This is a genomic window from Stenotrophomonas sp. Marseille-Q4652 (assembly GCF_916618915.1).
In the GTDB taxonomy this organism is placed as follows: domain Bacteria; phylum Pseudomonadota; class Gammaproteobacteria; order Xanthomonadales; family Xanthomonadaceae; genus Stenotrophomonas.
The window spans coordinates 950,766-977,397 of sequence record NZ_CAKAKE010000001.1 but is presented as its reverse complement, the minus strand read 5'-3'; the positions used below and the strand labels follow the sequence as shown (position 1 = coordinate 977,397).

The window sequence follows — 26,632 nt, the reverse complement described above, 5'->3', positions numbered from 1 at the left end:
TACAGGCCCATACCGGTGCAGCAAGTCTTGCTGCAAGGCGTCGGCGAGCGGATCCGCTGGCTTGTCATGGCAGGTCACGCACGTAGCGTAACGGCTGCTAGGATTTGGGCCCACAAGGAACGACGAAGGCCGTCGTTACTCTATTGCGCCACCTCTCCTGCGAGCCTAAGCCATTGAATCGCTTCAAATCCTACGGCGATACACGTCTGAAGCAGCTGATTCGGCGTGCAGATGCTGGACAGCCGGACTCTGCACGCAGGGCGCTCGATGTGCTCAGAGTTGGCCTGTGGTTCGAGGAGTTGCGCGCGCAATCAGGTTGCGAAACGGCATACGGCCTCGGTCGCCTGCTTCAGCCGCAGACCTACAAGGACGGGTTTCACCACAACAACCTCTGGGCGAAGTACGCCGGTGGGCTGCACCTCCCGGGAGCCGAAACGGTACGGGCGTGCGCGGAGAAGCTCCCCGGATCGGATGAGCCGCTTATGAGCCCCGCCTGGTGTGCCCTGGACATCAGCAAAGCACCGAAGGGCAATGGAGACACCCTTCTGCGAGCCCTTGGGCCTGGTATCCAGACTGCCGTGTTCGACCAGCGGGAGTTGGCAAAAGGACGCTACGTTCTTCGAAAAGCATTGGGCACGTCGTTGAGGAGCCTGCAAGGACAAGCGGGGCTGCAGTCGTTGGCGGCTACCGTGGTGTTGTTGCAGGACGCCTATGTGAATGGCGATAGATCGAGAGCCTTCACGATTGGTCGATCACTGCATCGAACCTTGCTGATGGCGGCAGTTGCAAGCCCGCTTAAGTTCATTTCGGTCGAGCTGTTCGAGTTCTTTATCCGATACATCTTCCCGATGGCTGCCGGGGAGGAGTTCGAGATGGACCTGGACCGAAATATGCTCCAGTCACAATCAGAATGGCTCAGACGGACAGCGTTGAACCTTCACATGCGTGGTTGGCCAGGTTTCTCCCTGGTGGGCAATACTCGGCAGCTGCGTCGGTTACTGCAGCTCGACTTCGGCTTTGATCTTCTGTGTGGCCTGGGGCCGCGTCTCAGGACGCTCATGCCATCGGACGCGGTTCAGCCGCGCCTGTCCGCTTTCGTCGCAGAGAACAACGCGAGATGCGATTGGGGTGCCTCAGTACTCGCATCCGGTCAATGCGTGCGCCTGCCTCCCGACCACATTCGATGAGCCGGAACGAGAGCCACAAAAGCACCAGCGGGCGCACCGGTCAGCCGTCGCGGAGGCGAGCGGACGCTTTGTCGATGAAGAGTGACATCTCCAAGCGGGAGGACAATGCCCCGGGCGGGACATCCGTCGCTAGCTTTTGGGCGAGCACCGCCGCCAGCGCCATCTGGGCATCAGTTGGTGCCTTGATATCCCAGTCCAAGGCTTCAGACAGTGCGCTGGTCAAGTGCTTGCCAAGCCTGACGTTGAATCGCTCGCGCGCGGCAGCCTCTCGCAACCGGGCCCATTGACGAAGGAGGGCGCGCTCGTCCGACTCCGAGATCGGGACCTCGAGGGCTATGCCGTGCTCAGGTGCGACCAGGTAGAGGCCCATGGAGCAGTTGGATCCTTGAAGACTTGACCGGACACTAAGGATATCTTAGTGTGAAAGCGTGGACGCTTGCGCCATCCTATGGTTCCAACCATAGGGGGCACAGTGTCCGACACCACGCGTCCAATCTTTGCCCAGAGACTGGCCGAAGCACGTAGTCGTGCGGGTCTTTCCCAGGCTCAGCTTGGCGTTCTGGCCGGTATGGAGCCTGAAGTGGCGAGTCCTCGCGTCAACCAGTACGAACGCGGCGTGCACGAGCCCCGCGCCGAGATGGCGAAGAAGCTTGCGGAAGCCTTGAATGTCCCTGCCGCGTTCCTGTATACCGAGGACGAGATGCTGCCCAAGCTGCTGCTGCGCTGGAACGATCTCAGCAAGACGCAGAAGCGCGATCTGGTGAAGCAGGTCGAGCAGTCAACTGCCACAAGCAAGTAACGGCCGATCTGACGGTGTGCGCGCCGTCCATTCGGACGGTGACTCGGGAGACGTGAATGCCTGACGTCCGGAACGCATCGGTGAAGGTCGCTTTTACCTCCGAGGAGAAGCGCAAGCTCGTCGAGTCCGCCCGCATGGAAGGCCGATCACTCGCCGACTACATCCGCGAACGTGTCCTTGCGGAGTGCCGAGTAGAGGACGAGGTGTTTCATCTCCTGCTGGACGACCTGGCTCGCGCAGCGATGCCGCTGCAGCGTGCCGGAACCGGTCAGCCGGATGCGGACGACGCTGGTGCGCCACAAGAACTACCGGAACAGCAGCACGCCCGCATAGCCAAGGAAGTGCGTGCTTCATTGTCTGGCGAGCAGATCGAAGCTTTGTCCCAGTTCCTGAATCCTGCGTTCGAGCGAGGGCTTTGGCCCGGCCCCATGCCGCGAAATGAGAAGGTGGAAGATGAGCAGCCAGGGTCTGACTGATTCCGTGTCCAATGCGGCAAACGAGCTTCATCTGCATCCGGTAGACGGTGGCCGTTGGGTCGGGGTGGTATACCTGAAGGGCGCCAAGCGGATCGAAACTGAGCCGCTGTCAAGTATCGACGCCGTCAAGTCCGAGGTCGCCAAGCACGTTGATGGCGAGCTGAAGAATGTCATATGGGCACAAGATGGCGGAATGATCCTGAGCGAGGGCTAGTGCTGGCAGAATTCGTTGTTGATCAGCAACGTGCCTAGCCGCCAGCCGCCCATCGCCGTCGGCCAGCCAAGAACCTGATGTGCGCATCAAGCTTGCGGTGAACTGCAGGCCTGCTTGGTGTGGCCGATGTAGCGCATCGGCCATCTTCCAGGTGAAGCAGCTATGCGCGATTAGGGGGCGTTATCGTGGCTAGCAGCCGACAAGTTCGCCTGCGCTGCGTGTTTTTGCGTCCGGCGGCCTCCAGATACCGTTCGAGGCTCATGAGCGGCACCCCGGTTCCGGACATGAAACCTGGGCGCTGCCCGGCCGGCGCAGTGCCCCCAGGATGGTGCACGTTCCGCGCTCGCCGCCGGCGCAGTCGGCAATGACCCGTTCCAGTTCCGACGCCATACGCTGCAACTCTGCGATGCGCCCCTGGATATCGGCCAGATGGGTGCGGGCCATGGCGTCGACGTCGCGGCACGACATGGTGGGGTCGTCGTCCAAGCGCAGCAGGCTGCGGATCTCCTCCAGACTGAAGCCCAGCTCGCGCCCTCGGCTGATGAAGCGCAGCCGGTCGACATCGGCGGGGGTGTAGGAGCGATAGCCGCTGTGCGTGCGCTTGGGCGGCGACACCAGGCCCGAGCGCTCGTAGTAGCGGATGGTCTCCAGGTGGCAGCCACTGGCGGCGGCCGCTTCGCTGATCTTCACGTGCTTGACTCCGTAGCTACTACAGACTTTATCCTTCGCCGCATTCCGCCGCCACCCTGGCCGGGTGGCATCTGTTCGACGAGGACCCCGATGAGCGATTGCGGCTGCCACCATGAGGCAAAGAACGCACAGGAGCGGCGCGTACTGCGCATCGCCCTGGTGCTCAACGCCGCCATGGCGGTGATCGGCGGCCTTGCCGGCTGGATCGCCCAGTCGACCGGCCTGCTGGCCGACGCCCTGGACATGCTGTCCGACGCCACCGCCTACGCGATCGGCCTGGTGGCCATTGGGCGCACCGCCCGCTTCAAGGCGAACGCGGCCTGGCTCAGTGGCAGCGTGCTGCTCGTGCTCGGTATCGGCGTGCTGGTGGAGGTGGGCCGGCGCGTCGTCTATGGCGCCGAGCCGCTCAGCGGCTGGATGATCGGCACCGCGCTGCTGTCGCTTGCGGTCAACGTCACCGTCCTGCGCCTGCTTGCCCCGCTGAAGGCGGGCGAGGTCCACCTGCGTGCCACCTGGCTGTTCACCCGCGCCGACGTGGTGGCCAACATCGGCGTCATCCTGGCCGGTGTATTGGTACTCTGGCTCGCCACCCCGTACCCGGATTACGTCATCGGCACCCTGATCGGCCTGTACGTGATCAAGGAAGCCATCGAGATCCTCGGCGATGCCCGCCGTGCCCGCGCCGAATCGAAATCGCCCTCTGCATGACCTCGCGCCGTCCCCCGCTGTCCCTCTGTCGCTGGCTGATGCTGGCGGCATTGGCGTTGAGCGTGGTCCTGCAGCCGGTGCTGGGCTCGGTGAGCGAATTGCACGAGCTGTCGCACGGCGCCGCGAGCGTGCACGACATCAGCGAAACCGGAGCGCCCGATGAAGAGGGCAATGCCGCCGGCACGCTGCACGTCATGCACCACTTGGCTCACTGCTGCGGGCATGTGGTGCCTACACCCGCTGCACCGCTGGTGCTGCCCCGGATCAGTCACAGCGAACCCACGAACCTGACGGACTCGCGCCTTGTGCCTAGCTGTGTAAACCCAGGACGTTGTTCAGTGGAAGCTGGATGCGGCTGATCGGGGGTTGGTAGCCAAGGCTGGCGTGCGGCCGGTGCCAGTTGTACTGGTGCAGCCAGCGAGGAAGAGCGTGCCGACGCTGCTCCGAGCTGTCGTAGGAGCGGGCATAGGCCCATTCGCGCAAAGCGGTCTGGACCAGGCGTTCGGCCTTGCCGTTGGTACGCGGGGTGTAGGGTCGCGTGCGCAGATGGCGCAGGCCCAAGCGGCGCAGGAGCCGGCGGAAGCGCCGGGACTTGTAGCAGGCACCGTTGTCGGTCATCACCCGGGTGAAGGTGACGCCCAGGCCGCGGTAGTAGCGCAGGGCTTGAAGCAGTGCGCGGCAGGCGCTGGATCCGCGCTCATCATCTTCGATGGTGCCGAAGGCGACTCGTGAGTGATCGTCGATGGCGAGGTGGACGAACTCCCAGCCTGCGCCATCGGAGGCGCCCTGGCGATCGCCCGTGACCCGATGGCCAGGGCGCCAGAAGCGACCCAGCATCTTGATATCAAGATGCAGCAGGTCCCCGGCCTGGTGATACTCGTAGCGATTGTCCGGGGGCGCAGGATCCAGCTCGGCCAACCGGTGCAGCCCGGCACGGCGCATCAGTCGGGCAATGGTGCTCAGGCCGACCGGCAGGGCCAATGCGATCTGGCGGTAGGTCTGGCGTTGACGGCGCAGCGCGGTCACCTCGGCGGCCACCGATGGTGGGGTGGCATGCGGACAGCGGTGCGGGCGCGATGACCGGTCATCCAGGCCTGCCCAGCCTTCCTCGCGAAAGCGGCGCAGCCACTTGTAAGCGGTTCTGACGCTCACGCCCGCGGCATGCGCTGCCTCCTCGACCCGCAGGCCATGGTTGATCACTCGCTCCACAAGCAAGGCTCGACCGCGAGGCGTAAGACGGGCATGTTTATGCAGGTTCATCCGGGGCTCCTGGAGGGGTGGCTGATTCGCACCTCCAGTCTTCCGGGATCACCCCGGATGAACAACCTACTGAGAGATCACACCTAGCGGGCGATGGCTCGCCCCCTTCCGACCTCCGATCTCGGCCTGACGCCCCACCGGCGCTGATGCCGGCTTCTGGCCCTTTCCGATTGGAGTGTTTCCATGTCTGTGCGACTTGCGGCGTTCGCCGCACTGGTCGCCGTGTCCGCCATTGCATGGCCGGCGAACGCGGCTGATCGACTCTCCCTGGACGACGCATTTGCGCGCGTCGCCGAATCCCATCCCGATCTGCGCCTGCTCGGGGCGCGACACAACGTGCTCGCCGCCGAACTGGGCCGCGCAACCCTGCGCCCCCCACTGGTCGCCGGCGCCAGCGTCGAGAACGCTTTCGGCACCGGCGAGGCGAGTGGCCTGAGCGGCGCGGAGCTGACCCTGACCCTGGCGTCGGTGCTGGAGCGTGGCGGCAAGCTCGATGCGCGTCGCACGCTGGCGCAAAGTCGCATCGATGCCCTGGCGGTCGAGCGCGAGGCCCGGCGCCTCGACCTGCTGGCGGAAGTCGCGCGTCGCTACTTGGCGATGGTCGCCGCGCAACGCCAGCGCGAGATCGCCGAGCTCGACATTGCCCAGCGGCAACGTACCGTCGCCGGAGCGCGGCAACGGCTGCAGGCCGGCGCTTCGCCCGAGTCGGTCGTGCTGACCGCGCAGGCGGCCCTGGCCCGAGCGGAGTTGGATCGTGCCCGTGCCGAGCAACGCCATGCGGCGGCGCGGCAGCACCTGGCCGCCCTGTGGGGCGAGCGATCACCCACCTTCGACGCGGTGGCTGGCGACCCGACGGTCCTGCCCGAGGTGCCTGCGTTTGCCACCCTGGCGAGCTTGCTGGAACAGACGCCCGAGCTTGCGCAGTTCGTCGGTGAGCGCCGTATCCGTGAGGCGCGCCTGCAACTCGCGCGTGCCGATGCCAAGGCGGATCTGGATTGGGAAGTCGGCATCCGCAGGTTGCAGTCAACAGACGACTTGGCCCTCGTGGGCAGTGTGTCGATGCCGCTGGGCGCGAGTCGCCGCGCGCAGCCGGAGATCCGCGTGGCCGAGGCCGAACTCACCGCGCTGGAGATCGAACGCGAGTCCAAGGGGCTGTCGCTGTATTCGACACTGGCCGAAGCGCACGGGCGCTACCTCACGGCGCAGGTGGAGCTGGATCGGCTGCGCACCGACGTGATGCCCAAGCTCGCCAGGGCCGAAGCGGCGGCCGAGCGCGCCTACCGCGCCGGGGCCATCAGCTACCTGGAATGGGCGCAGTTGCAGTCCGAACGCACCGCCGCGCGCAAACAACAACTCGACGCCGCGTTTGAAGCCCAGCGCGCCCTTATCGAAATCCAACGCCTGACCGGAGCGCCTTTCGTGGCGGCACCGACACGGGCGACGCAAGGAGACACCCCATGAAGTGGATGCACCGGATCAGCGCGCTGACGCTGGCTGTCCTGTTGGGCGCTTGTGGCGGCGCCAAGCCCGCGGGTGAGCCCGGCCATGAAGACGAATCGCAGGCCGAAGCGGGCGGCCACGAAGAGGAAGGTCACGAAGAGGCGATGGATCGCACCACCATCGCCGCGAAGGTGGCGCAGGACGCCGGCATTCGCGTTGCACCGGCTGCCGCCGGGGTGATCGCCGACGAGCACGAAGTCCAGGGATTGCTCACGCCCGTCGAAGGCCGCGTCGCCAAGGTCATGGCGCGCTTTCCCGGCCCGATCCGTACGCTGCGCGCCAACGTGGGCGACCGCGTGCGGGCCGGGCAGCCGCTGGCCACGATCGAGAGCAACCTGAGCCTCACCACCTACACCGTGCCTGCGCCGATTTCCGGCGTGGTCCTCGCGCGCAACGCGTCGATCGGCACGGTCGCCGGCGAGGGCGCGGCGCTGTACGAGATCGCGGACCTGTCGGAGCTGTGGGTGGACCTGCACATCTTCGGCGCGGACGCACAGCACATCACCGCCGGCGTACCGGTGTTGGTTACCCGCATGAGCGATGGCGTCACCGCCGAAACCACGCTCGAACGCGTGCTGCCGGGAACCGCCACCGCGAGCCAGAGCACCGTGGCGCGTGCCACGATCCGCAACCTCGACGGCCTGTGGCGGCCGGGTTCCGCGGTAAAGGCGCGGGTGACGGTCGATCACCAGCCCGTTAACCTCGTGGTCCCGCTCGGCGCGCTGCAGACCGCCGGCGAGGACGATGTGGTGTACGTGCGCCGGGGCGACACCTACGTCACGCGCCCGGTGCGGGGCGGGCGCCGCGACGCACAGCGCGTCGAGATCGTGTCCGGCCTGAAGGCCGGCGAGCAGGTCGTGGTCGAGCAGAGCTTCCTCGTCAAGGCGGACATCGAGAAATCGACCGCCGAGCACGAGCACTGAGGTCGCCGCCATGCTCGAAAAAATCATCCGATTCGCCATCGCGCATCGGTGGCTGATGTTGCTGCTCACGCTCGCCCTGGTCGGGCTGGGCGTGTGGAGCTTCACGAAGCTGCCGATCGATGCCACGCCGGACATCACCAATGTCCAGGTGCAGATCAATACCGAGACGCCGGGCTACTCGCCGCTGGAGGCCGAGCAGCGCGTCACTTTCCCCATCGAGACGGCGCTGGCCGGCCTGCCGCGCCTGGACTACACCCGATCGCTGTCCCGCTATGGCCTGTCGCAGGTGACCGTCATCTTCGAGGACGGCACCGACATCTACTTCGCCCGCCAACAGGTATCCGAACGCCTGCAGCAGGTGAAGTCGCAGCTGCCGGAAGGATTGGACCCGGACATGGGGCCCATCGCCACCGGCATGGGCGAGATCTTCATGTACACCGTCGACGCCGGTCCGACGGCGCGCAAGCGGGACGGCACACCGTATACGGCCACCGACCTGCGCACCCTGCAGGATTGGGTGGTGCGTCCGCAGATGCGCAATACGCCGGGCGTTACCGAGGTCAACACCATCGGTGGCTTCGAACGGCAGATCCACATCACGCCGGATCCGGCCAAACTGGTGGCGCTGGGCTTCACCCTGCATGACGTGGTCACGGCGATCGCGGCCAACAACCAGAACGTCGGCGCCGGCTACATCGAGCGCAACGGCCAGCAGTTCCTCGTTCGCGTACCGGGCCAGGTTGCCGATCTCGATGCCATCCGTGAGATCGTGCTGGACCGGCGCGAAGGCGTGCCGATCCGGGTACGCGACGTGGCGCTCGTGGGCGAAGGACCGGAACTGCGTACGGGTGCCGCGACACAGAACGGCCGCGAGGTGGTCATCGGCACCGTTGTGATGCTGGTGGGCGCCAACAGCCGGGAGGTATCGCAGGCCTCCGCGGCGAAGCTCGAAACGGCAAACGCGAGCCTGCCTGAGGGCGTCACGGCCCGTCCAGTCTACGACCGCACCGCACTGGTCGACCGCACGATCCACACCGTCGCCAAGAACCTCATCGAGGGCGCGATCCTCGTCGTCGTCGTGCTGTTCCTGCTGCTGGGGAACGTCCGCGCTTCATTGGTCACGGCGGCGGTGATTCCGCTGGCGATGCTGTTCACCGTTATCGGCATGGTGCGCGGCGGCGTGTCGGGCAACCTGATGAGCCTGGGCGCGCTCGATTTCGGACTCATCGTCGACGGCGCCGTGATCATCATCGAGAACTGCCTGCGCCGCTTCGGCGAGGCGCAGCACGCCCTCGGCCGCACCATGACGCGGGAGGAACGCTTCGACCTGACCGCGGTCGCGACGGCCGAAGTCATCCGTCCCAGCCTGTTCGGCGTCGGCATCATCACCGCCGTGTACCTGCCCATCTTTGCGCTGAGCGGCATCGAAGGAAAGATGTTCCACCCGATGGCGATCACCGTGGTGCTTGCGCTGACCGGTGCGATGCTGCTCTCGCTCACCTTCGTGCCGGCGGCCGTCGCCACCTTCCTGGGCGGCCGCGTCGAGGAGAAGGAAAACCGTCTGATGGCATGGACCAAACGCCGCTATGCACCGATGCTGGCCTGGTCGTTGAAGCGTCGGGGCTGGGTGCTAACTGGCGCTGCCGCCTTGGTAGTGCTGTGCAGCTTGCTTGCTACCCGTCTGGGCACCGAGTTCATTCCGAACCTGGACGAAGGCGACATCACGGTGCAGGCGCTGCGCATTCCCGGCACCAGCCTGACCCAGTCGGTAGCCATGCAGGAAACACTGGAGAAGACGCTGGCAGGCTTCCCGGAAGTGGAACGCGTGTTCGCCAAGATCGGCACTGCCGAAGTGGCCAGCGACCCCATGCCGCCGTCGATTTCAGACACCTTCGTGATGCTCAAGCCGCGTGAGGACTGGCCCGACCCACGCAAGCCGAAGGACGAGTTGCTGGAGGAGATGGAAGCGGCGATCACCAGGCTGCCCGGCAACAACTACGAGCTGACCCAGCCCATCCAGATGCGCACCAACGAGCTGATTTCCGGCGTGCGTGCGGACGTGGCGGTCAAGATCTATGGCGACGACCTCGACCAGCTGGTCCGCACGGCGGCGCAGGTGCAGCGAGTGATGGCGGCCGTGCCCGGTGCGGCCGACGTCAAGACCGAACAAGTCGCCGGCTTGCCGCTGCTGACCGTGGTGCCGGATCGCCAGGCGCTCGTGCGTTACGGGCTCAACCCAGGCGACGTGCAGGACACGGTGGCCACGGCCGTAGGCGGCGAGGTGGCCGGCCAGTTGTTCGACGGCGATCGGCGCTTCGATCTGGTCGTACGCCTGCCCGAAGGTGTGCGCCAGGACCCGGCCGCACTCGCCGATCTGCCGATCCCGCTGGGCAGCAACGGCGAGGCCGACGAATCGAGCCGGCCGGCAAGCTGGGTGGGCGGTGCGCCACGCACGGTGCCGTTGCGGGAAGTGGCGCGCATCGAGTCCACGCTTGGCCCCAACCAGATCAACCGCGAGAACGGCAAGCGCCGCGTGGTCGTCACGGCCAATGTGCGCGACCGCGACCTCGGCGGCTTCGTCAACGAACTGCAATCGGCGATCGAAGCGAAGGTCCGGGTACCCACTGGCTACTGGATCGAATACGGCGGCACGTTCGAGCAACTGATCTCCGCGAGCCGGCGCCTGGCGATCGTGGTCCCGGTGACGCTGGTGATCATCTTCGGCCTGTTGTTCATGGCCTTCGGTTCGGCGAAGGATGCGGCCATCGTGTTCAGTGGCGTGCCGCTGGCGTTGACCGGCGGCGTAATCGCACTGGCATTGCGCGGCATTCCGCTGTCGATCTCCGCTGGCGTCGGCTTCATCGCGTTGTCGGGCGTTGCCGTGCTGAACGGCCTGGTGATGATCGCGTTCATCCGAAAGCTCCGTGAGCAAGGCGATTTTCTCGACAATGCGATCGTGGATGGGGCGCTGGGTCGCTTGCGCCCGGTGCTGATGACGGCGCTGGTGGCCTCGCTCGGTTTCCTGCCGATGGCGCTCAACGTAGGCGCAGGTTCGGAAGTGCAGCGCCCGCTGGCGACGGTCGTGATCGGCGGCATCGTGTCCTCGACATTGCTGACGCTGCTCGTGCTGCCGGCGTTGTATCGCTGGCTGCATCGGCAGGCGGAGGGTTCACCGCGGGCTGCGAACGCTTGATCGAAACTTCATGCAGGCTGCGGCCACTTAGGAGCACAAGGCATGGGTGCAGGACACGATCACGGGCTGGGCGAAGTCCAGCATGAGAAACCGTTGTGGTGGGCCTTCGGACCCACCGCCGCCTTCCTGGTCGCCGAGGTGGTGGGTGGCCTCGTCACCAACAGCTTGGCGCTGCTGTCCGACGCGGCTCACATGGCCACCGAGGGTTCACCCCCGTTTTTACGGACACTTACGAGAAGGCCGATCGAGGCCATGAGGAGTGTTCATGTCGAAGCGAAGGAAGTTCAGTGCAGAGTTCAAGCGTGGCGCGCTTGAGCAGGCGAGCCAGCCTGGCGTCAGCTGCGCTCAGGTGGCACGGGAGCTGGGGATCCGGGACACGCTGCTGACCCGCTGGAAGCGAGAGGCCCAGAGCCAAGGCAAGGTGGCCTTCGGCGGCACCGGCACGCCCCGGGATGAGGAACTCGCCCGCCTGAAGCGCGAGCTGGCCCGGGTGAAGAAGGAGCGGGATTTTTTAAGAGAAGCGGCGACGTTCTTTGCCAAGGGATCGTCCTGAGGTATCAGGCGATCGAACGTTGCCGCGATGAGTTCCCGGTTCGGCTGATGTGCCGCTGCCTGCGGGTCTCGGCCAGTGGTTACTACGACTGGAGCAAGCGCCTGCCAAGCACCCGCCAGCTCGACAACGAGCGCTTGCTCGACCGCATCCGTGAGCTGCATGAAGACAGCCGGGGCACGCTGGGCGCCGGTCGGATGCAGGAAGATCTGGCCGATGCCGGCGAACCCGTCAGCCTGAACCGGGTGGCGCGCCTGATGGCTGAAGATGGCCTGCAGGGCTGGCCGCGGCCGAAGCGGCGTGGGCAGCGTGGCCGGCCCGCGCTGACGCCGCCGGGCGTGCGCAACCTGCTCGAACGGGACTTCACTGCGCTGGAGCCGGAGACCAAGTGGGTCACCGACATCACCGAACTCAAGACCGGCAGGGCAAGCTGTGCCTGTGCATCGTGCTGGACCTGTTCGACCAGCGCGTGGTGGGCTGGTCGATGCACCATCGGCAGGATCGGCAGATGGTGATCCGGGCCGTGCAGATGGCGGTCTGGCAGCGTCAGGGCAGCGACCCGGTGATCCTGCATTCCGATCGCGGCAGCCAGTTCCGGAGCGGCGACTACCAGCGTTACCTGGCGGCCAACGAACTGGTGTGCTCGATGAGCGCGGTGGGCCATTGCGGTGACAACGCGGCGTGCGAAGGCTTCTTCGGCCTGCTCAAGCGCGAGCGGGTCCACCGCATGACGTATCCGACACCCGATGCCGCCAGGGCTGATGTGTTCGAATACATCGAGCGGTTCCACAACCCGAGGATGCGGCGCAGGGTGGCCAGGAAAGACCGGAAGCTGTCAGCTCTTTTACAACCGTCCGTGATTTCGGGGTAGAACCCCGCGGTACGGATGGTGCTGGAGCATCAGGGCGAGCACGGATCGCAGTGGGCGGCGATTGTCTCGATCGCAGGCAAGGTAGGGTGCACGCCCGAGTCGCTGCGTCGCTGGGTCCGTCAGGCCGAGCGTGACCGCGGCTTGCGCAGCGGGCCGACTACCGACGAGCAGGCGCGGATAAAGGCGTTGGAGCGGGAAGTACGCGAGCTGCGCCAGGCCAACGAGATCCTGCGCAAGGCGTCAGCGTATTTTGCCCAGGCGGAGCTCGACCGCCGGTTCAAGCCATGAGAGGGTCGGCAGGGATTCGTGTAAAAACGGGCCGAAAGTGAGCTAACTGACTGTCGCAGCTGGCTTTCTTGGCCGCTCCAGAAAATCGAGGGTTGGGCAGCACTCTCCCGCCGGCACTTGGGCGCACCGCGCTATCTTCTGTTCGAGATCCCTCTCCAGCTGTCGCAGCTCGCGGATTCGTAGACGGACATCGACGAGCTTTCGCTCGGTCAGCTGACGGGTCTGCTCGCAAGAACGTTCGCCTGTGATCTCTAGCAGGCCAGCGATCTCGTCGAGGCTGAATCCCATCATCTGAGCGCGCCGGATGAACTGAAGCCGATTGACATCGTTTTCGTCGTAACGACGCACGCCTCCTATGGGTCGCTCGGGTTGACGCAGCAGCCTACGTCGCTGGTAGTAGCGCACGGTTTCGACGTGCACATCGGCCGCCGCCGCCAGCCGGCTGATCGTAAACGTGTTCGGACGCACGGCTTGACTCCGTACCTAGGTACAGAGGCTAGTATACTCTGATGCAAACAACCCCGGCCAAATCGTCTGTTCCAGCCATCGTTGGCGCGAGCATCGCCGCCATTGGCGCATCGGTCTGCTGCGTCGTGCCGCTGGTGCTGGTCCTGCTGGGCATCAGTGGCGCCTGGATCGGCACCCTGACAGCTCTCGATCCCTTGAGGCCCTGGTTCAGCGCCGCCGCCGTACTGTCCTTGGCCGTGGCGTTTTGGATGCTGTATCGACCGGCGGCACGGTGCGGTGTGGATGGCAGTTGCATCGCCCCGGACGCTCTGCGACGCAGGCGACGTTGGCTCTGGTTGGCGACAGCCCTCATCGTCCTGTTGCTGCTGTTTCCCTATTACATCGTCTGGATTCTGTAGGAGGCGCGATGCACAAGTGGATACTGGCCCTGGTGGCTGCTCTGTCGGTCGGTGCCGCTCTTGCGACGCCCGCAACCGTAGTGATGCTCGATGCTGAGAACATGACCTGTCCCGCCTGCGGCATCACCATCAGGAAGGCGCTGGAGAAGGTGCCGGGCGTGGCCGATGTGAAGGTGGACACCCGGGCTGAAACAGTCACGGTGACGTTCGAATCAAGCCAGACGGATGCAGCCGGAATCGCGCGTGCAGTCACGGAAGCAGGCTTCCCGGCCAAGGTGCGGACTCGCGGTGAGTGACGTCAAGCTGGAAAGCGTCTTGACCTGCCCGGAGTGCGGCCATCGGGCGACCGAGACAATGCCCATCACAGCGTGTCAATTCTTCTATGAGTGCACGGGCTGTGGAGCGGTTTTGCGTCCGCATCAAGGCGACTGCTGTGTGTTCTGCTCGTTCGGAACAGTGCCATGTCCACCGATCCAACAGAACAATCCCTGTTGTGGTTGAACCGCGGACTCCGATAATAGTTGGACAGACAGGCTGCGAGATCGACTGTGCCACCCTGGAAAGCGCGCCGCTCAACCAGCGGTGTGCATGCGAAGTGGTCGACATCCTCCGTCTGCACGAGTCGATCCGGGGTGCCTTTCCGGAGTTCACGACTGATCCCGCCGTACACGCGCACTTATTTTCACCCTATGCCTTGTTCGTTGATCGGCCCGCGTTGGAGGCCATGGGACGAGTCGCGGCGGCGGTCTTCGACGTCGCAGGAAACCCGGGATATAGCCAACGGGTCCTGCAATGGGCCCCCGACATCGCAACCCATTACCCGGGTTCGGCGGGTGGCGTCCTGGGGCTGGACTTTCACCTGACCGTCGACGGCCCGCGGTTGATCGAGGTCAACACCAATCCAGGCGGGCTGCTCCTCAATGCCGCGCTGCTCGATGCCGTGAGATCTTGCGCGCCGGCTGCGTGGACTACCTGGACCACGGCGACGGAGGCCCATAGCGCGGCTGTAGCCGCCTGGCTTGACGATGCCCGGCAGCAGTCGGGCCGCGCGCCGTCCCGTGTGGCCATCGTGGACAGCGCCCCGCGGGAGCAGTTCCTCTACCCCGAGTTCGAGCTGTACGCGGACGCATTCCGGGAGCACGGCGTGGACTGCGTGATACGCGCGCCCGAGGATCTGAGGTTCGGCCCGGAGGGGCTTGCAGATGCCGACGGCCCGATCGACATGGTCTACAACCGGTTGACCGATTTCGCGCTTGAGGAAGCTTCGCATGCGGACCTTCGTCAGGCTTATCTCGCAGGGGACGTCGCACTCACCCCGCATCCGCGTGCGCACGCGCTGTTCGCCGACAAGCGCAACCTGGCGGTGCTTGGAGACGCGGCTTTGCTCGGCGGGTTTGGGGTCGATGCGGGTTTGACAGCCCTGCTGGCCGAGGTGATCCCGACAACGGTTGAAGTCGTCCCCGGAAACCGGGATGCGCTGTGGGCAGCGCGCAACGGCTACTTCTTCAAGCCTGCAGCAGGGTTCGGCAGCCGTGGCAGCTATCGGGGCGACAAGCTCACCCGGCGAACGTGGGAGTCGATGGCGTCGGCGACCTACATCGCACAGGCCTTCGCGCCACCGAGCATGCGGATCGTGCATGGGGGCCAGTCCCTCAAGGCGGACGTGCGCTGCTTCGCGTCCGAGGCGGGTGTGCTGTTGTTCGCGGCCCGGCTTTATCAGGGCCAGACTACGAACATGCGCACCCCAGGTGGTGGATTCGCAGCGGTGCTCACGACGCCACTGATCGGCGAGTAATCCTGGCTGGGGCCGCCCTGGCGGTATGCCGTGGACTACAGCCAGGCCAATGCTGATTCGGCCAGCTCGCGTTCCTCATCGATCGCGACGTTCCAGATGGCCGGCCCGCTCGCGGCATCGATCCGCGTGGCCCCAGCATCGTTGTCGTCAGGTGCCAGCGCCAGGCCAAGCCAGCCCAAGCGCGCGATGATCCGCGCCCGCAGACCCGGCGCGCGGTGGCCGATGCCGCCGGAAAAGACGACATGGTCGAGTCCGCCGATTCCCGTGGCCATGGCCGCGATGGACTGCGCGATTCGGACTGCGAAGAGGTCCACGGCAAGCTGGGCCTGCGGGCCAGGATCGGCAAGCAGCACGCGCATATCGCCGTGCCCGGCGATGCCGGCAAGACCTGCAGTGCGGGACAAACCATCTTCAATCGCTTGCGCGTCCAGCCGTTCGTGCCTGAGCAGGTACAGCAACGCACCGGGATCGAGATCCCCGGAGCGGGTAGGGCTCGGGATTCCCCCCAGCGGAGTGAGCGCCATGGTGGTGTCGCGGCTCCGACCGTCCTCGACGGCGCAGACGCTGCAACCACCCCCCAGATGCGCGAAGACGGCGCGGCTCCGCAGGATTCCGGCGTCCTGGCTGGCCACGACTCGCAGTGCAGAGGCGAAGGCGAGTCCGTGGAAACCGTAGCGGCGGACGCCCAGCGCATCCCATGCTTCGGGGATGGGCAGGCGCTGGCTCCAGGGTGCGAGTGTCACGTGGAAGTCCGTGTCGAAGGCCACGCCCTGGCGGGCTTGCGGCCAACGCAGGCGCGCGGCACGCGCGAACGCGAGGGCGACCGGCTGGTGCAAGGGTGCGAATGGCACCAAGGCATCCAGTTTCGCAAGTACATCTTCGTCGAGCTCGCTGGCGTTGCGCAGGTCGCCGCCATGTACGATTCGGTGGACCACCACGTCGGGGCCGGGCGCCGGTATCGACAATATTTCGAGCAGGGTGGCAAGTCGCTCTTGCGCATCCGCGCCGACGGCAATCTCGGCCCGGGAGCGCTCCACGACGCGTGGCTGCGCGCCTGGCCCCTCAGCGTGCAACAGATAGCACGCGCCCTTGAGGGTGGACGAGCCAACGTTGAGTGCCAGAAGCCGGCGCGTGGTCATAGGTGTCGCCAGTTCATGTTCATGGGGACCGTACCGCCCGGCGCAACAGCTGCGCATTGATCGCCACCACGATGGTGCTCAGCGACATGAGCACTGCACCAAGCGCGGGTTGCAGCATGATCCCCCATGCAGCGAGAACGCCGGCAGCGAGCGGGATGGCGACGATGTTGTACCCGGCGGCCCACCACAGGTTCTGGATCATCTTGCGATAGGTCGCCTTGCTCAATGCAATGATCGCCGGCACGTCGCGCGGGTCGCTGCGCACGAGTACGACGTCGCCGGCCTCGACCGCGACGTCCGTCCCTGTGCCGATGGCGATGCCGACGTCGGACGTGAGCAGCGCCGGAGCGTCATTGACACCGTCACCCACCATCGCGACGCGCTTGCCCTGGGCCTGCAGCTCCTCGATCTTTGCCACCTTGTCCTCGGGCAATACCTCGGCGAAGACGGTGTCGATGTTGAGTTCCTTCGCGACCGCGTTTGCGACCGCCGTGGAATCACCCGTCAGCAGGACAACCTCCAGTCCTTCGTCGTGCAGCCGCTTGACCGCGTCGAACGATTCGGGACGGATGGCATCCGCGATCGCAAATACGGCGAGCACCCGGTCGCCTTCCACCAGGTAGGTTGCAGATTGACCATCGGCTGCCGCTGATTCGGCAGCCCGCCGAAGCGTCTCCGGCGGTTCGACCGCGAGCATTCTCAACAGACCCGGCCCGCCAACGTGAAGCGAGCGCTCCTCGACGACTGCGCGCACGCCGCGTCCCGGCATGGACTCGAAGTCCTGCGACATCGGAACGTCGATGCCATGTTCCTTGGCGCTGGTCATCAGCGCCTGCGCGATCGGATGTTCAGCGTCGCGCTGGACCGACGCGGCCACGCGAAGCACCTCGTCGTCGGTGAGTCCATCGGCGGCAGTGGTCTTCACGACGCGGTGCGAACCGAGCGTGAGCGTGCCTGTCTTGTCGAACACGACCGTGTTCAGCAAACGGGCCTCTTCCAGGCCGCGTCGATCGCGCACGAGCAGGCCGTTCCGTGCGCCAATCGTGGTCGAGATGGCGGTCACCAGCGGGATGGCCAAACCTAGCGCATGGGGACAGGCGATCACGAGCACGGTCACTACGCGCTCGATCGTGAAGCTCCACGGTCGACCGAGGAGTGGCCAGACAATGGCGGTAACCGCGGCGGAGACGATGGCGATGATCGTGAGGTAGAACGCCGCCCGGTCCGCCAGGGCCTGGGCGCGCGAGCGCGACGTCTGGGCCTGCTCGACGAGCCGCATGATACCCGCGAGCGCGGTCTCGTCGCCGGTTCCCGTCACCTCGACACGCAACGAGCCCTGTCCGTTGACGGTGCCGGCGATCACCCGGTCGCCCGTCGACTTGTCCATCGGCTTGGACTCGCCGGTGATCATCGCTTCGTTGACGGCGCTGGTCCCTTCCTTCACGACGCCGTCGGCGGGAATGCTCGCGCCGGGCCTGATGAGCAGCAGGTCGCCGCGCTTCAGTTCCGCGACAGGGACTTCCTTCGCGGTACCGGCCTCATCCAACCGCACCGCCATATCAGGCAGCAGCTTCGCGAGTTCCTTGAGAGCGCCCTGTGCCTGGTTGATCGAACGCATCTCGATCCAGTGGCCGAGCAACATGATCGCCACCAGCGTCGCCAGCTCCCACCACAGGTCCAAGCCCTCGACAACGCCGAGCGTGACCAACGCGCTGTAAAGGAAGGCGACGGTGATCGCAAGCGAGATCAGCGTCATCATGCCCGGCAGGCGATTTCTCAGCTCGTGGTATCCGCCGCGGACGAACGGCGAGCCGCCGTAGAAGTACACGATCGTGCCGAACACCGCCGGGATGTACGCCGACCCCGGGAACTGTGGTGCGGTGTAGTCGAACCAGTGCTGGATCATCCCGCTCCAGATCAGAGTGGGAATGGTCAGCAGCAGCGTGAGCCAGAACTTGTCGCGGAAGCTCGCCACGCTGTGGCCGGCATGCTTGTCGTGCCCGGCATGGACGTCGCCGTCAGCACCCTTGCGGGAATGCGGCGGTTGCCCGCCATGCGCCTGATGATCGTGCTGATGATGGTCGTGTTGCGTCATGGGTCTGCCTTCCTGGATGCACTGATGCATTGGGCATCAGCGGGGAGATTGATCAGTGATTCTGCAAGGGACTGTCTGAAATCGCGATCCCCAATGGTCGGGGCTCCAGCTGCTTACAAGTGCCCCGATCTGGCGATGGCCGTCACCAGCCGCAGCGAGAGCAATGCCGCAGCAGCGAAAGCCACGATAGCCAGGAAAGGCATGTGACCGAACACTTGCGGGCCGTCGGAGTGCAGGCTCAACAGCGCACCACATACATACAGGCCCAAGGTGACCAGGGCCAATGCCAGCCGATGCCCGTGCGGGCGATTGCCTCCTGCGTCGAACTCAGGCCATGGTGATGTACGGAGAGGGCGGGCCGTCCGTCGCTCAGTTGCGCCTGCCGCAACAGGTCGGTGGCGATCTGGGGCAGCTGGCGGGCGGTGCGGGCCAGCCGCATGGCGAGCGGCCTGTTGCCGCCGGGGCGGCTGGCATCGGCGATCTCGGCGATCTCGGCGGCCTGTGCCGACAGCGTCCCCAGCAGATCCAGATCCGGATCCAGTGCCCGCAACGTGTTCTCGACCAGGAAAAGCGTCCGGATCAGGGACAGCAGGTGGGCAGGAAGCCGGAAGCCCGCGCCTTGGCCAATGCGTGCCACGCGCCAGATCGCCTCGGCAATGGACCACGCCGCCAATGGGCGGCTGGCCATCTCGGCCAGGATCAGGTGGATCTCGCGCACATGCGAGCGTCGCTCGACCTGCGGAGGGAAGAAGCCCAGGGCGATTGCCGCATCCAGGACACCCTCGGCGTCGTCGGCTGCAATGGCCTCGACCATGCCGCCAAGCGCGAGCCGCGATGCCGGGTCGAGCACACCGATCGAGCCGAAGTCATGCAGGCACAGGCGACCGTCGTCAAAGAAGAACAGGTTTCCCGGATGGGGATCTGCATGGAACACACCGGCGCCGAAGAGCTGATGCACGTAGGCATCGAGCAGCGCGCTCGCCAGCGCGGGAGCGGCCCCGGTTCCGTAAGCGGTCTCCAGGCGGGTGCCGTGGCTTCGGTCCTGGACCAGCACGTCGCGGGTAGCGTAGGGCTCGACGACGTGTGGCTGGGTAATGCCGGGCAGTGAGTCAAGCACCTTGGCCATGCGCCGCATGTTCTGTGCTTCGTGACGCATGTCGATTTCATCGCGCATGAAGGCGCCCAGTTCGTCCACGAGTTCGAGCGGCCGGTGTCGCTTGAGGGGCGGCCAGATCCACTGGGCCACGCGCATCGTGCGCCGGAGCAGCCGCAGGTCGGCCTGCACCTGGGCATGGATGCCGGGGCGGGTGATCTTGACGACCACGTCGCGACCATCATGCATGCGCGCAGGGTGGATCTGGGCTACTGAACCTGCAGCCATCGGCTTGTCATCGAAGCTGGCAAAGAGCGCGTCGACCGGTGCGCCGAACGCCTCTTCGACCATGTGCCTGGCCTGGTCCGCAGGAAACGCTGGCACGTCGCTGTGCAATCGTGACAGCGCCTCGCGATAGGGCACTGGCAGCAGGTCCCAGCGCAGGCTCAAGCCCTGGCCCAGCTTGACGAAGGTGGTCCCCAGCCCCACCAGGGTCGTGCTGATGTAGGCGGGGAGGCGGTCGGGTGCGCGCCGGCGCAGGCGCAGCACAGCGACTCCAAGCTTCAGTCCAGCCCAAGCGATCTGGCCTCCGCGCCGCACCGTGCCCGCCATCAGTGCGCGCTCCCGGTTGGCCAACTCACGGCGTCGACCCACTTGCTGGACGCAGGATGGTGGCCGGATCGCCGCGGCCATCCACTGCCGCCAGTTCCACCTCGGACAAAAGGCTGCCACGGGACCAGCGGAGGACGCCCGCGGCCGCATCGACCACGTGCGCCCAAGTGCTCCGGTTGGCGAACAACAGTCCCGGCACGTCCAGCGTGCCGCCGCGGTTGACGAAGCCCAGTGCCGCGGTCGTCGCCGGGCCGGTGTCGAGCCGACGCAGCGCGCCCAGGAAAGGCTCGGGTCGGGTGTGGGTGACGAATACGCGCGGCCGCTCCGCCGGGAACAGTGCATGGACGTCGCTGCCGGAGTGCACGTATCGCGCCTCCTCCGGATCGCGCGGCGTGCGGAACCGGCCGGGCTCGCCGAGATAGAGGATCGCCGCCGCCACACCGCGTTCGACGAGACGCACCTGCGCGCGGCGCACTTCCTGTAACTGGTAGGCACCAGTGGCGACCAGCAGGATCGCCGCCGTCGCTGGATCGCCGGCCAGGCATATCGCGCCGGTCGCGGCCAGTGACTGGGCCTGCTGCGGCGTCAGCTCGTGGGGCACCGGCCGTTTGGGGACGACCAGGGCGGTGACCGTGCCGCGTTGGGCGTAGGCGTGGGCAAGGGCTGCGGCGGCGCCGTTGGCGTCAGGCGGAAATACCACGCGTGAGATATCGGCCATTTCGCCCAGGAGCGCCTCGGCCATGGTCGGATCCTGATGGGACTGCTCGTTCTTCGCGTTTTCCCAGGTGTGGGAAGTCAGCACCAGGGGCACACCCAACCAGCCGGGCGGACGCCCTGCCTGGGCCTGATGGCGGGCGAAGATCAGTTCTTGGCGCACGGCGCCGAGCATCTTCGGTGCGAACGCCTCGTAAGTGACCACCAGGTTCAGCCCACCCTTGTTGCCGAGCGCAGCGCTGACCACGGCTTCCTCGTTGAGCGCGGTGATGACCGCGCCGGTTGGCGATTCGGCGACGCCGGGCTCGGGCTCGTGCACCCGGTGTTTCATCGCGTCCAGGGTGCGGTCGAGCTTGTTGCTGCGCAGCTCGTCAGGATTGCCCACGCGCACGCGCAGCCCGGGGTTCGCTTCAGCGATGGCGACGAACTGCTCGTCGAGCGCGGTCATTGGCGAACTCTCGCCGCCGGCGCCGCGGTCGGCGATCGCTGGCACGCGGGGCGGGTCCACCTGGCGATCGGCCAGCGCATGATCGCGCTCGCGCACCCGCTGCTGGAGCTCGTGGCTGTTGAGTGCGGCCAGGGCCTCCTCGAGCTCGGCCGCGGCCACGAACAGCGCCGCGGCGCCTTCATTGAAGAGCGTGCGCGCCTGCGCATCCTTCGCCGGATTCCCGGGCAGGGGCAGGTTGTGCGAGGCGTTGGTGCCGGCGCCGGGGAAGCCGAAGCCCTTCACGGTTTCGGCGATGCCATAGGGCAGCCGCACGTCGACATCGGGGACGGCGGCGCCCGCTTGCAGGCGCGACTCCATCACGTGGATGCCCCACGCGATGCTGGCCGGATCACGCCCGTCCAGCGCGATCGGATCAAAGCCGTTCAAGCGCAGGTGCCGGTCCAGCCACCGCTCGCCACCCTGCTGGGTGATCTGACTACGCTGTTCGATGCGCCGCCCGTTGAGGATGATGATCGGGCTGACCAGCCCGCTGTCCTCGGCACGCCACCAGCGCGGCGCCCAGTCGCTGCCACGCTGTTCCTCGAACGCACCGTCGCTGAGGAACGCCACCAGGCGTTCGTGCTTGAGCGGCGCATGCACGTACTGCAGCTCGGCAAAGCCGAGATAGCCGCCTTCCATCACGCCGCCGGCGGTGTGCGCATTGACGTGCGACCCCAGGGGCGACGCCGGCGTTCCGTCCGGATTGAGGGTGTAGGCGTAAAAGTCGCCGACGAACCTGCTCAGCCCCGCGTCGGAGCGGTCGTAACGTTCGGCGTGGCGGTCGGTCATGTTGCCCACCAGCAGGTTCAGCGCGTCGATGGCGGCCACGCAGTGCCCTTGGCCCATCATCCACGCGCGGGTGACGCCATCCAGGGAATCCATCAGCAGGTAGCCGGCATAGGCGGGCACCATGTTGAGGGACCCGCCGGTGTGGCCTTCAGGCGTGGTCTTGAAGTCCTCAAACTCGAGCGCCGCACCGTCGGTACGGACCCGGTGGCTGTAGGTCATGTGCGCCACCAGCCACATCCCGGCGCTGGTGACGCGGTCGGCGGCGGCGAGCCGCTGCCATGCGGTGCCGGCATCGGGCGTGCGGCCCAGGGCCACCAGCTCGTCCACCATCTGACGAACCCGAAGCTGGGTGAGCGGGTCGTGCCGGATCACGCCGTAACCGGCCGCCCAATGGGCGAACGCGGGATCGGCCTGCCGGTGGGCGTTGGCCAATTCGGAGATCCGCTGGCGCTCGGCGGGCGACAGTTGGTCGGCGGTGCAGCAGTTGAGATGCAGGTTCATGGGTTCTCCGGCGAATCGGTCGAAGCGGTCATCAGGGACAAGGCCGCGGCGGCAAGGTCCGCGCCCAGCGCGATCGCGTTCGACGGGTGGGCAATGGTGTCGGTGCTCACGATGCGGGCGAGGCCCGCCTGCTGCAGGCGGGCATAGGCATCGCCGGCGAACACCGGATGGATGGCGACCAGCAACGGCTGCGGCAGCGACAACTGACGCAGGTGCACGAGGGTCTCCAGGATCGTGTGGCCGGAGGACACGATGTCGTCGATCAGGACCGGGGTCCGGCCGGCCACGGCCGCCGGGTCAGGCAGGCTCACGCGCACGTCATAGTCGCCATGGCGTTCCTTGGCCAGCACCTGGTATGGCATGCCGGACCGGGCCGCGATGTCGGCGACCCATTGCTCACTCTCGCTGTCGGGTCCGATCAGCACCGCGTCGGGGACTGACTCTGCGATCCAGCGGGCCACCGCAGGCGTCGCCGACACGTGGGCCGCCGGCATTCGGTAGAGCGACTGCAGGCGCTCGACGCGGTGCAGGTGCGGGTCCACGGTCACCAGCCAGTCGAACGACTCCTCCAGGAACTGCGCGAACAACGGCGTACTGACCGCTTCACCGCGATGGAACCGGGTGTCCTGGCGCATGTATCCCAGATAAGGTGCGATCAGGCCCACCGAGCGCGCCCCGAATTCGCGCGCCGTCCGGGCGGCGAAGCGCAACGGAAGGGCCAAGGCATCGGCGTTGCGCAGGCTGGCCAGGATCGCCACATCGGCGCCGGCCAGCGCGTCGTCCAGGGTGACCAGCGACTCGCCATCGGGAAAGTGCCGCCAGCCCACGGGTGCAATGCGCGCCTGCAGGGGTATGGCGATGGTGCTGGCCAACGCCGCATCGGCCGGGAACGGCACCAGCACACGGGTCATGGGGCCTCTCCCAGGACAAAGGGTTGCAACGTGACGGCGTGCTCCAGGGCATAGGCCAGTTCTCCGCGCGACTCCGCATGCAGGGTCAGCAGAGGCTGTCCGCGCTCGACCGTATCGCCGACCCGCAGACCGGTTTCCAGGCCAGCGGTGGGGGATGGCGGTGCGCCGGCCAGCTTGGCCAGTTTGGCCAGCTTGCGGTTGTCGATCTCAAAGATGCGTCCCGATGTGGCTGCCGGCACGTCGGCGGTAAACGCCGCCCGTGGCGGTTCGCGGAAACCTCCCTGGGCCTCGCAGATCGCCAGGAACTTGGCCAGCGCGGCTCCGGAATCCAGCACGCTGCGCGCGCGCTCCAATCCGGTGCCGGCGCTGCTGCCCGGTGCCATGTCCAGGAGTGCCGCGGACAGCGCAAGCGCGCGTTCGCGAAGGTCTGCCGGTGCATCGGCGGCGTTGCGCAGCACCTTGAGCACATCGTGCGCTTCAAGCGCCGGACCGATTCCCCGACCCACCGGTTGGCTGCCGTCGGAGCGATGGATGCCCAGCTGCAGTCCAAGCGCGCCCGCGGTGTGTGCGAGCCGCGAGCCGAGGCTGTCAGCGGCGACCTCACTGCGCACCTTGGCGGTCGGGCCTACCGGCATGTCGATCAGGACGTGGGTCGAGCCTGCGGCGACCTTCTTGGACAGCACGCTGGCGACCAGTTGGCCGTCGCTGTCGAAGTCCAGCGGCCGCTGGACCCGGATCAGAATGTCGTCGGCCGGGCTCAGGCGCACGTTGCCGCCCCAGACGATGCAGCCGCCCTCGCGCTCCACCACGCGCCGCATCGCTGCCAGGTCGAGCGCCACCGGCGCCATGACTTCCATGGTGTCGGCCGTGCCCGCTGGCGACGTGATTGCGCGCGATGAGGTCTTCGGAATGCGGTAGCCCAGCGCAGCCACGATGGCCACCACGATCGGCGTGGTGCGATTGCCTGGCAGGCCGCCCACGCAGTGTTTGTCCAGCACCGGCCCTTCGCCCCAGTCCAGGCGTTGGCCCACGGCAATCATGGCCCGCGTCAGTGCAGTCGTCTCCGCATGGTCCAGGCGGTCGCCCGCGCTGGCCGCAACGAACGCGGCAAGCTCCAGGTCCGACAACCTGCTTTCCATCACGTCCTGCACCAGGGCGAGGTACTGGGCGTCGTCCAGCCGTGCACCGAACACCTTGGCGCGGAGCGCACCGGCCGACGCCGCGGGTTCCGCGTGCCGGACCCAAGCCAAGGCTTCTGGCATGGGGTCGAGGAGCCTCCATGCGACCTCCGACAGCGCCATCTCGTCCAAGCCGAGCCGATCATCGATGACCACGTTCAGCGTCGCCACCAGCGTGCGCGTGCCCACGTCCAGTCTCACGCGCGTCATCGCAGCAAAGCCTTCCGAGCGACAGACTTCGCAGTCGCGGTGCATATAGACCACCGGCTGCTGGTAGGTGTCGATGCCGGCACGGGTGACGCGCAGCCGGTTGTGGCCGGGGACCTGCTTGGTCATTGCGCATCCTCCAGTCCAACGCGCTCCAGGTGCTCCGGCACCCGTGCGCGCCAACCCAACTCGCGTTGCACGCGCCCGCGCAGCGTGTCGGCTGCGTCGGGCTCGCCGTGGGTGAGGTAGACGATGCGCGGCGCGGACGGCGCGGTGCGCATCCAGTCCAGCAGCTCCTCGGCGTCGGCGTGACCGGAAAACCCTTCCAGCTGCACCACCTCGGCGCGGATGGGGACCTCCCGACCGAACATGCGCAGCGTGCGCTTTCCCGCCGCCAGCGCGGCACCGCGTGTTCCGCCGGCTTGGTAGCCCGCCAGCAGGATCGCATTGCGGTCATCGGGGCCGAACGCCTCGATGTGGTGCAGCACGCGCCCCCCGGTCGCCATCCCGCTGGCGGAGATGATGATCATCGGCCCGCGCTGGCGGTTGAGCGCCTTCGACTCTTCCACCGTGTTGACGAAGGTGGCCACGTCGAACATCCGCTGGCAGTCCTCTTCGGACACGTGGTGCTCGGAATGGTGGGCGTGGTAGTGCCGGGTCGCGTTGATCGCCATCGGGCTGTTGAGGTACACCGGCACGCGAGGGATCTCCTTGCGCTCACGCAGCCGGGCGATATGCAGCATGAGCGCCTGGGCGCGGCCGACAGCAAAGGCGGGGATGACGATAACGCCCCCGCGCGCGGCAACACGGCGGATGATCGGGGCCAATTCCGCTTCCTGGTCGATCGGGACGTGTTCGCGATTGCCGTAAGTGGACTCGCAGACCGGTACGTCGCAGGCGGGCAGGGGCGTCGGCGGATTCATCAGCGATTCCTGCTGCCGTCCCAAGTCGCCGCTGAAGTGCAGGCGCTGCCCCTGGACATCCAGGCTGACGTGGGCGGCGCCCAGGATGTGGCCTGCGGGGTGGAAGCGCACCGTGAAGCCGGGCGCGACCTCGATGTCGCGTTCATGGTCATGTCCCTGCAGCTGCTTCAGGCTGCGACGGGCGTCCTCTTCCGTATAGAGCGGTCGCGGCTCCTTGTGCTTCGAGTAGCCCTTGCGCGCGGCGTACTTCGCCTCTTCTTCCAGCAGGTGCCCGCTGTCGGGAAGCAGCAGTCCGCACAGCGCCACGCTGCCGTGGGTGCAGTGGATCCGGCCGCGGAACCCCTGCTTGACGAGTGCGGGCAGGTAGCCCGAATGGTCCAAGTGGGCGTGGGTCAGGATCACCGCATCGATTGATGCCGCGTCGACGGGAAACGGTGCCCAGTTGCGCTCGCGCAGCTGTTTGTAGCCCTGGAACAGGCCGCAGTCGACCAGCACGCGCTGGCCATTGGCCTCGACCAGGTAGCGCGATCCGGTGACGGTACCGGCGGCACCGAGGAACTGCAGCGTCGGGCGGGAAGTCGAGGTCATGATGAGCTCCGGTTCTGGCAGGAAGTGATGGTGGAAAGCGGGCACACGTCCGACGCAGATCGCGCCGGACGCGTG

General features: G+C 66.5%; 24 protein-coding genes, 2 pseudogenes and 1 other annotated feature. Of the genes and pseudogenes, 15 read left to right on the top strand and 11 right to left on the bottom strand.

The window, feature by feature from the left end; translation table 11 throughout:
- The first annotated feature begins 173 nt into the window (after nucleotides 1-173).
- Nucleotides 174-1,187, top strand: coding sequence for a hypothetical protein (locus LG380_RS04505; RefSeq protein ID WP_225763786.1), 1,014 nt, complete (start codon nucleotides 174-176; stop codon nucleotides 1,185-1,187).
- A 40-nt stretch (nucleotides 1,188-1,227) separates the two neighbouring features.
- Here the strand turns inward: LG380_RS04505 and LG380_RS04500 are convergent, their stop codons facing one another.
- A complete protein-coding gene (locus tag LG380_RS04500) occupies nucleotides 1,228-1,557 on the bottom strand; it encodes a hypothetical protein (RefSeq protein WP_028917137.1) in 330 nt (109 codons plus the stop codon).
- A 102-nt stretch (nucleotides 1,558-1,659) separates the two neighbouring features.
- Between LG380_RS04500 and LG380_RS04495 the strand changes: the two genes are divergently transcribed.
- Genes LG380_RS04495 through LG380_RS04485 form a run of 3 tightly spaced genes read left to right on the top strand, consistent with a single transcriptional unit; the run spans nucleotide 1,660 to nucleotide 2,676 of the window.
- Entirely contained in the window at nucleotides 1,660-1,986 is a 327-nt protein-coding gene (locus LG380_RS04495; RefSeq protein ID WP_225763785.1) for a helix-turn-helix transcriptional regulator, read from the top strand.
- 56 nt (nucleotides 1,987-2,042) lie between these two features.
- Entirely contained in the window at nucleotides 2,043-2,462 is a 420-nt protein-coding gene (locus LG380_RS04490; RefSeq protein ID WP_225763784.1) for a hypothetical protein, read from the top strand.
- A complete protein-coding gene (locus LG380_RS04485; RefSeq protein WP_225763783.1) occupies nucleotides 2,440-2,676 on the top strand; it encodes a hypothetical protein in 237 nt (78 codons plus the stop codon). Before LG380_RS04490 ends, LG380_RS04485 begins: the two co-directional genes overlap by 23 nt.
- Nucleotides 2,677-2,934: 258 nt before the next feature.
- Here LG380_RS04485 and LG380_RS04480 read toward each other — a convergent pair whose 3' ends face one another.
- Complete coding sequence (locus tag LG380_RS04480; protein ID WP_024867893.1) at nucleotides 2,935-3,366, bottom strand: helix-turn-helix domain-containing protein; 432 nt, start codon at nucleotides 3,364-3,366, stop codon at nucleotides 2,935-2,937.
- 90 nt (nucleotides 3,367-3,456) lie between these two features.
- Between LG380_RS04480 and LG380_RS04475 the strand changes: the two genes are divergently transcribed.
- Complete coding sequence (locus LG380_RS04475; protein ID WP_024867892.1) at nucleotides 3,457-4,074, top strand: cation transporter; 618 nt, start codon at nucleotides 3,457-3,459, stop codon at nucleotides 4,072-4,074.
- Entirely contained in the window at nucleotides 4,071-4,433 is a 363-nt protein-coding gene (locus LG380_RS04470; protein WP_225763782.1) for a hypothetical protein, read from the top strand. The genes LG380_RS04475 and LG380_RS04470 overlap by 4 nt, the downstream gene beginning before the upstream one ends.
- Here LG380_RS04470 and LG380_RS04465 read toward each other — a convergent pair.
- The gene (locus LG380_RS04465) at nucleotides 4,384-5,334 is read right to left on the bottom strand and encodes an IS481 family transposase (protein ID WP_225763781.1); all 951 of its coding nucleotides are present in this window, start codon (nucleotides 5,332-5,334) and stop codon (nucleotides 4,384-4,386) included. The two genes, LG380_RS04470 and LG380_RS04465, sit on opposite strands and share 50 nt — an antisense overlap.
- Nucleotides 5,335-5,517: 183 nt before the next feature.
- On the opposite strand from LG380_RS04465, the gene LG380_RS04460 reads away from it, so the two are divergent.
- The 5 genes and pseudogenes from LG380_RS04460 to LG380_RS04440 form a co-directional block, all read left to right on the top strand.
- The gene (locus LG380_RS04460; protein WP_043689475.1) at nucleotides 5,518-6,795 is read left to right on the top strand and encodes a TolC family protein; all 1,278 of its coding nucleotides are present in this window, start codon (nucleotides 5,518-5,520) and stop codon (nucleotides 6,793-6,795) included.
- Nucleotides 6,792-7,757, top strand: a complete 966-nt coding sequence (locus tag LG380_RS04455) for an efflux RND transporter periplasmic adaptor subunit (protein WP_081770103.1) — start codon at nucleotides 6,792-6,794, stop codon at nucleotides 7,755-7,757. The genes LG380_RS04460 and LG380_RS04455 overlap by 4 nt, the downstream gene beginning before the upstream one ends.
- Nucleotides 7,758-7,767: 10 nt before the next feature.
- Nucleotides 7,768-10,950 (top strand): CusA/CzcA family heavy metal efflux RND transporter, encoded by a 3,183-nt coding sequence (locus LG380_RS04450; protein ID WP_225763780.1) that lies wholly within the window; start codon nucleotides 7,768-7,770, stop codon nucleotides 10,948-10,950.
- 265 nt (nucleotides 10,951-11,215) lie between these two features.
- Nucleotides 11,216-12,371, top strand: a pseudogene (locus tag LG380_RS04445) (IS3 family transposase).
- Between the two features lie 15 nt (nucleotides 12,372-12,386).
- Nucleotides 12,387-12,658 (top strand): annotated as a pseudogene (locus LG380_RS04440) (transposase); the annotation flags it as partial.
- Nucleotides 12,614-12,715, top strand: a sequence feature (AL1L pseudoknot). (Overlaps the previous pseudogene by 45 nt.)
- On the opposite strand, the gene LG380_RS04435 reads toward LG380_RS04440, so the two are convergent.
- On the bottom strand, nucleotides 12,702-13,127 hold the full coding sequence (locus LG380_RS04435; RefSeq protein ID WP_225763779.1) for a MerR family transcriptional regulator: 426 nt from the start codon (nucleotides 13,125-13,127) through the stop codon (nucleotides 12,702-12,704). (Overlaps the previous feature by 14 nt.)
- A 41-nt stretch (nucleotides 13,128-13,168) precedes the next feature.
- Between LG380_RS04435 and LG380_RS04430 the strand changes: the two genes are divergently transcribed.
- The 4 genes from LG380_RS04430 to LG380_RS04415 all read left to right on the top strand — a co-directional run bounded on the left by LG380_RS04430 (nucleotide 13,169) and on the right by LG380_RS04415 (nucleotide 15,320).
- On the top strand, nucleotides 13,169-13,525 hold the full coding sequence (locus LG380_RS04430; protein WP_017355168.1) for a mercuric transporter MerT family protein: 357 nt from the start codon (nucleotides 13,169-13,171) through the stop codon (nucleotides 13,523-13,525).
- Nucleotides 13,526-13,533: 8 nt separating this feature from the next.
- On the top strand, nucleotides 13,534-13,821 hold the full coding sequence (locus LG380_RS04425) for a heavy-metal-associated domain-containing protein (RefSeq protein ID WP_028917132.1): 288 nt from the start codon (nucleotides 13,534-13,536) through the stop codon (nucleotides 13,819-13,821).
- Complete coding sequence (locus LG380_RS04420) at nucleotides 13,814-14,026, top strand: GDCCVxC domain-containing (seleno)protein (protein WP_083536958.1); 213 nt, start codon at nucleotides 13,814-13,816, stop codon at nucleotides 14,024-14,026. Before LG380_RS04425 ends, LG380_RS04420 begins: the two co-directional genes overlap by 8 nt.
- A 94-nt stretch (nucleotides 14,027-14,120) precedes the next feature.
- Nucleotides 14,121-15,320 (top strand): hypothetical protein, encoded by a 1,200-nt coding sequence (locus tag LG380_RS04415; protein WP_225763778.1) that lies wholly within the window; start codon nucleotides 14,121-14,123, stop codon nucleotides 15,318-15,320.
- A gap of 35 nt (nucleotides 15,321-15,355) precedes the next feature.
- On the opposite strand, the gene LG380_RS04410 is transcribed toward LG380_RS04415, so the two are convergent.
- The 7 genes from LG380_RS04410 to LG380_RS04380 all read right to left on the bottom strand — a co-directional run bounded on the left by LG380_RS04410 (nucleotide 15,356) and on the right by LG380_RS04380 (nucleotide 26,557).
- Nucleotides 15,356-16,459: an acetate/propionate family kinase gene (locus LG380_RS04410; RefSeq protein WP_162797638.1), complete on the bottom strand. Its 1,104-nt coding sequence runs from the start codon at nucleotides 16,457-16,459 to the stop codon at nucleotides 15,356-15,358.
- 19 nt (nucleotides 16,460-16,478) lie between these two features.
- Nucleotides 16,479-18,554: a heavy metal translocating P-type ATPase gene (locus LG380_RS04405; protein WP_225763777.1), complete on the bottom strand. Its 2,076-nt coding sequence runs from the start codon at nucleotides 18,552-18,554 to the stop codon at nucleotides 16,479-16,481.
- Between the two features lie 238 nt (nucleotides 18,555-18,792).
- Complete coding sequence (locus LG380_RS04400; protein ID WP_225763776.1) at nucleotides 18,793-20,259, bottom strand: AarF/UbiB family protein; 1,467 nt, start codon at nucleotides 20,257-20,259, stop codon at nucleotides 18,793-18,795.
- Between the two features lie 25 nt (nucleotides 20,260-20,284).
- Nucleotides 20,285-22,750 carry a xylulose 5-phosphate 3-epimerase gene (locus tag LG380_RS04395; protein ID WP_225763775.1) on the bottom strand — a complete coding sequence of 822 codons (2,466 nt, stop codon included), beginning with the start codon at nucleotides 22,748-22,750 and terminating at the stop codon, nucleotides 20,285-20,287.
- Entirely contained in the window at nucleotides 22,747-23,661 is a 915-nt protein-coding gene (locus LG380_RS04390; RefSeq protein WP_180834265.1) for a ribose-phosphate diphosphokinase, read from the bottom strand. Before LG380_RS04390 ends, LG380_RS04395 begins: the two co-directional genes overlap by 4 nt.
- A complete protein-coding gene (locus LG380_RS04385) occupies nucleotides 23,658-25,175 on the bottom strand; it encodes a thymidine phosphorylase family protein (RefSeq protein WP_225763774.1) in 1,518 nt (505 codons plus the stop codon). The genes LG380_RS04390 and LG380_RS04385 overlap by 4 nt, the downstream gene beginning before the upstream one ends.
- Nucleotides 25,172-26,557 carry an MBL fold metallo-hydrolase gene (locus tag LG380_RS04380; RefSeq protein WP_225763773.1) on the bottom strand — a complete coding sequence of 462 codons (1,386 nt, stop codon included), beginning with the start codon at nucleotides 26,555-26,557 and terminating at the stop codon, nucleotides 25,172-25,174. Before LG380_RS04380 ends, LG380_RS04385 begins: the two co-directional genes overlap by 4 nt.
- Between the last annotated feature and the right edge of the window lie 75 nt (nucleotides 26,558-26,632).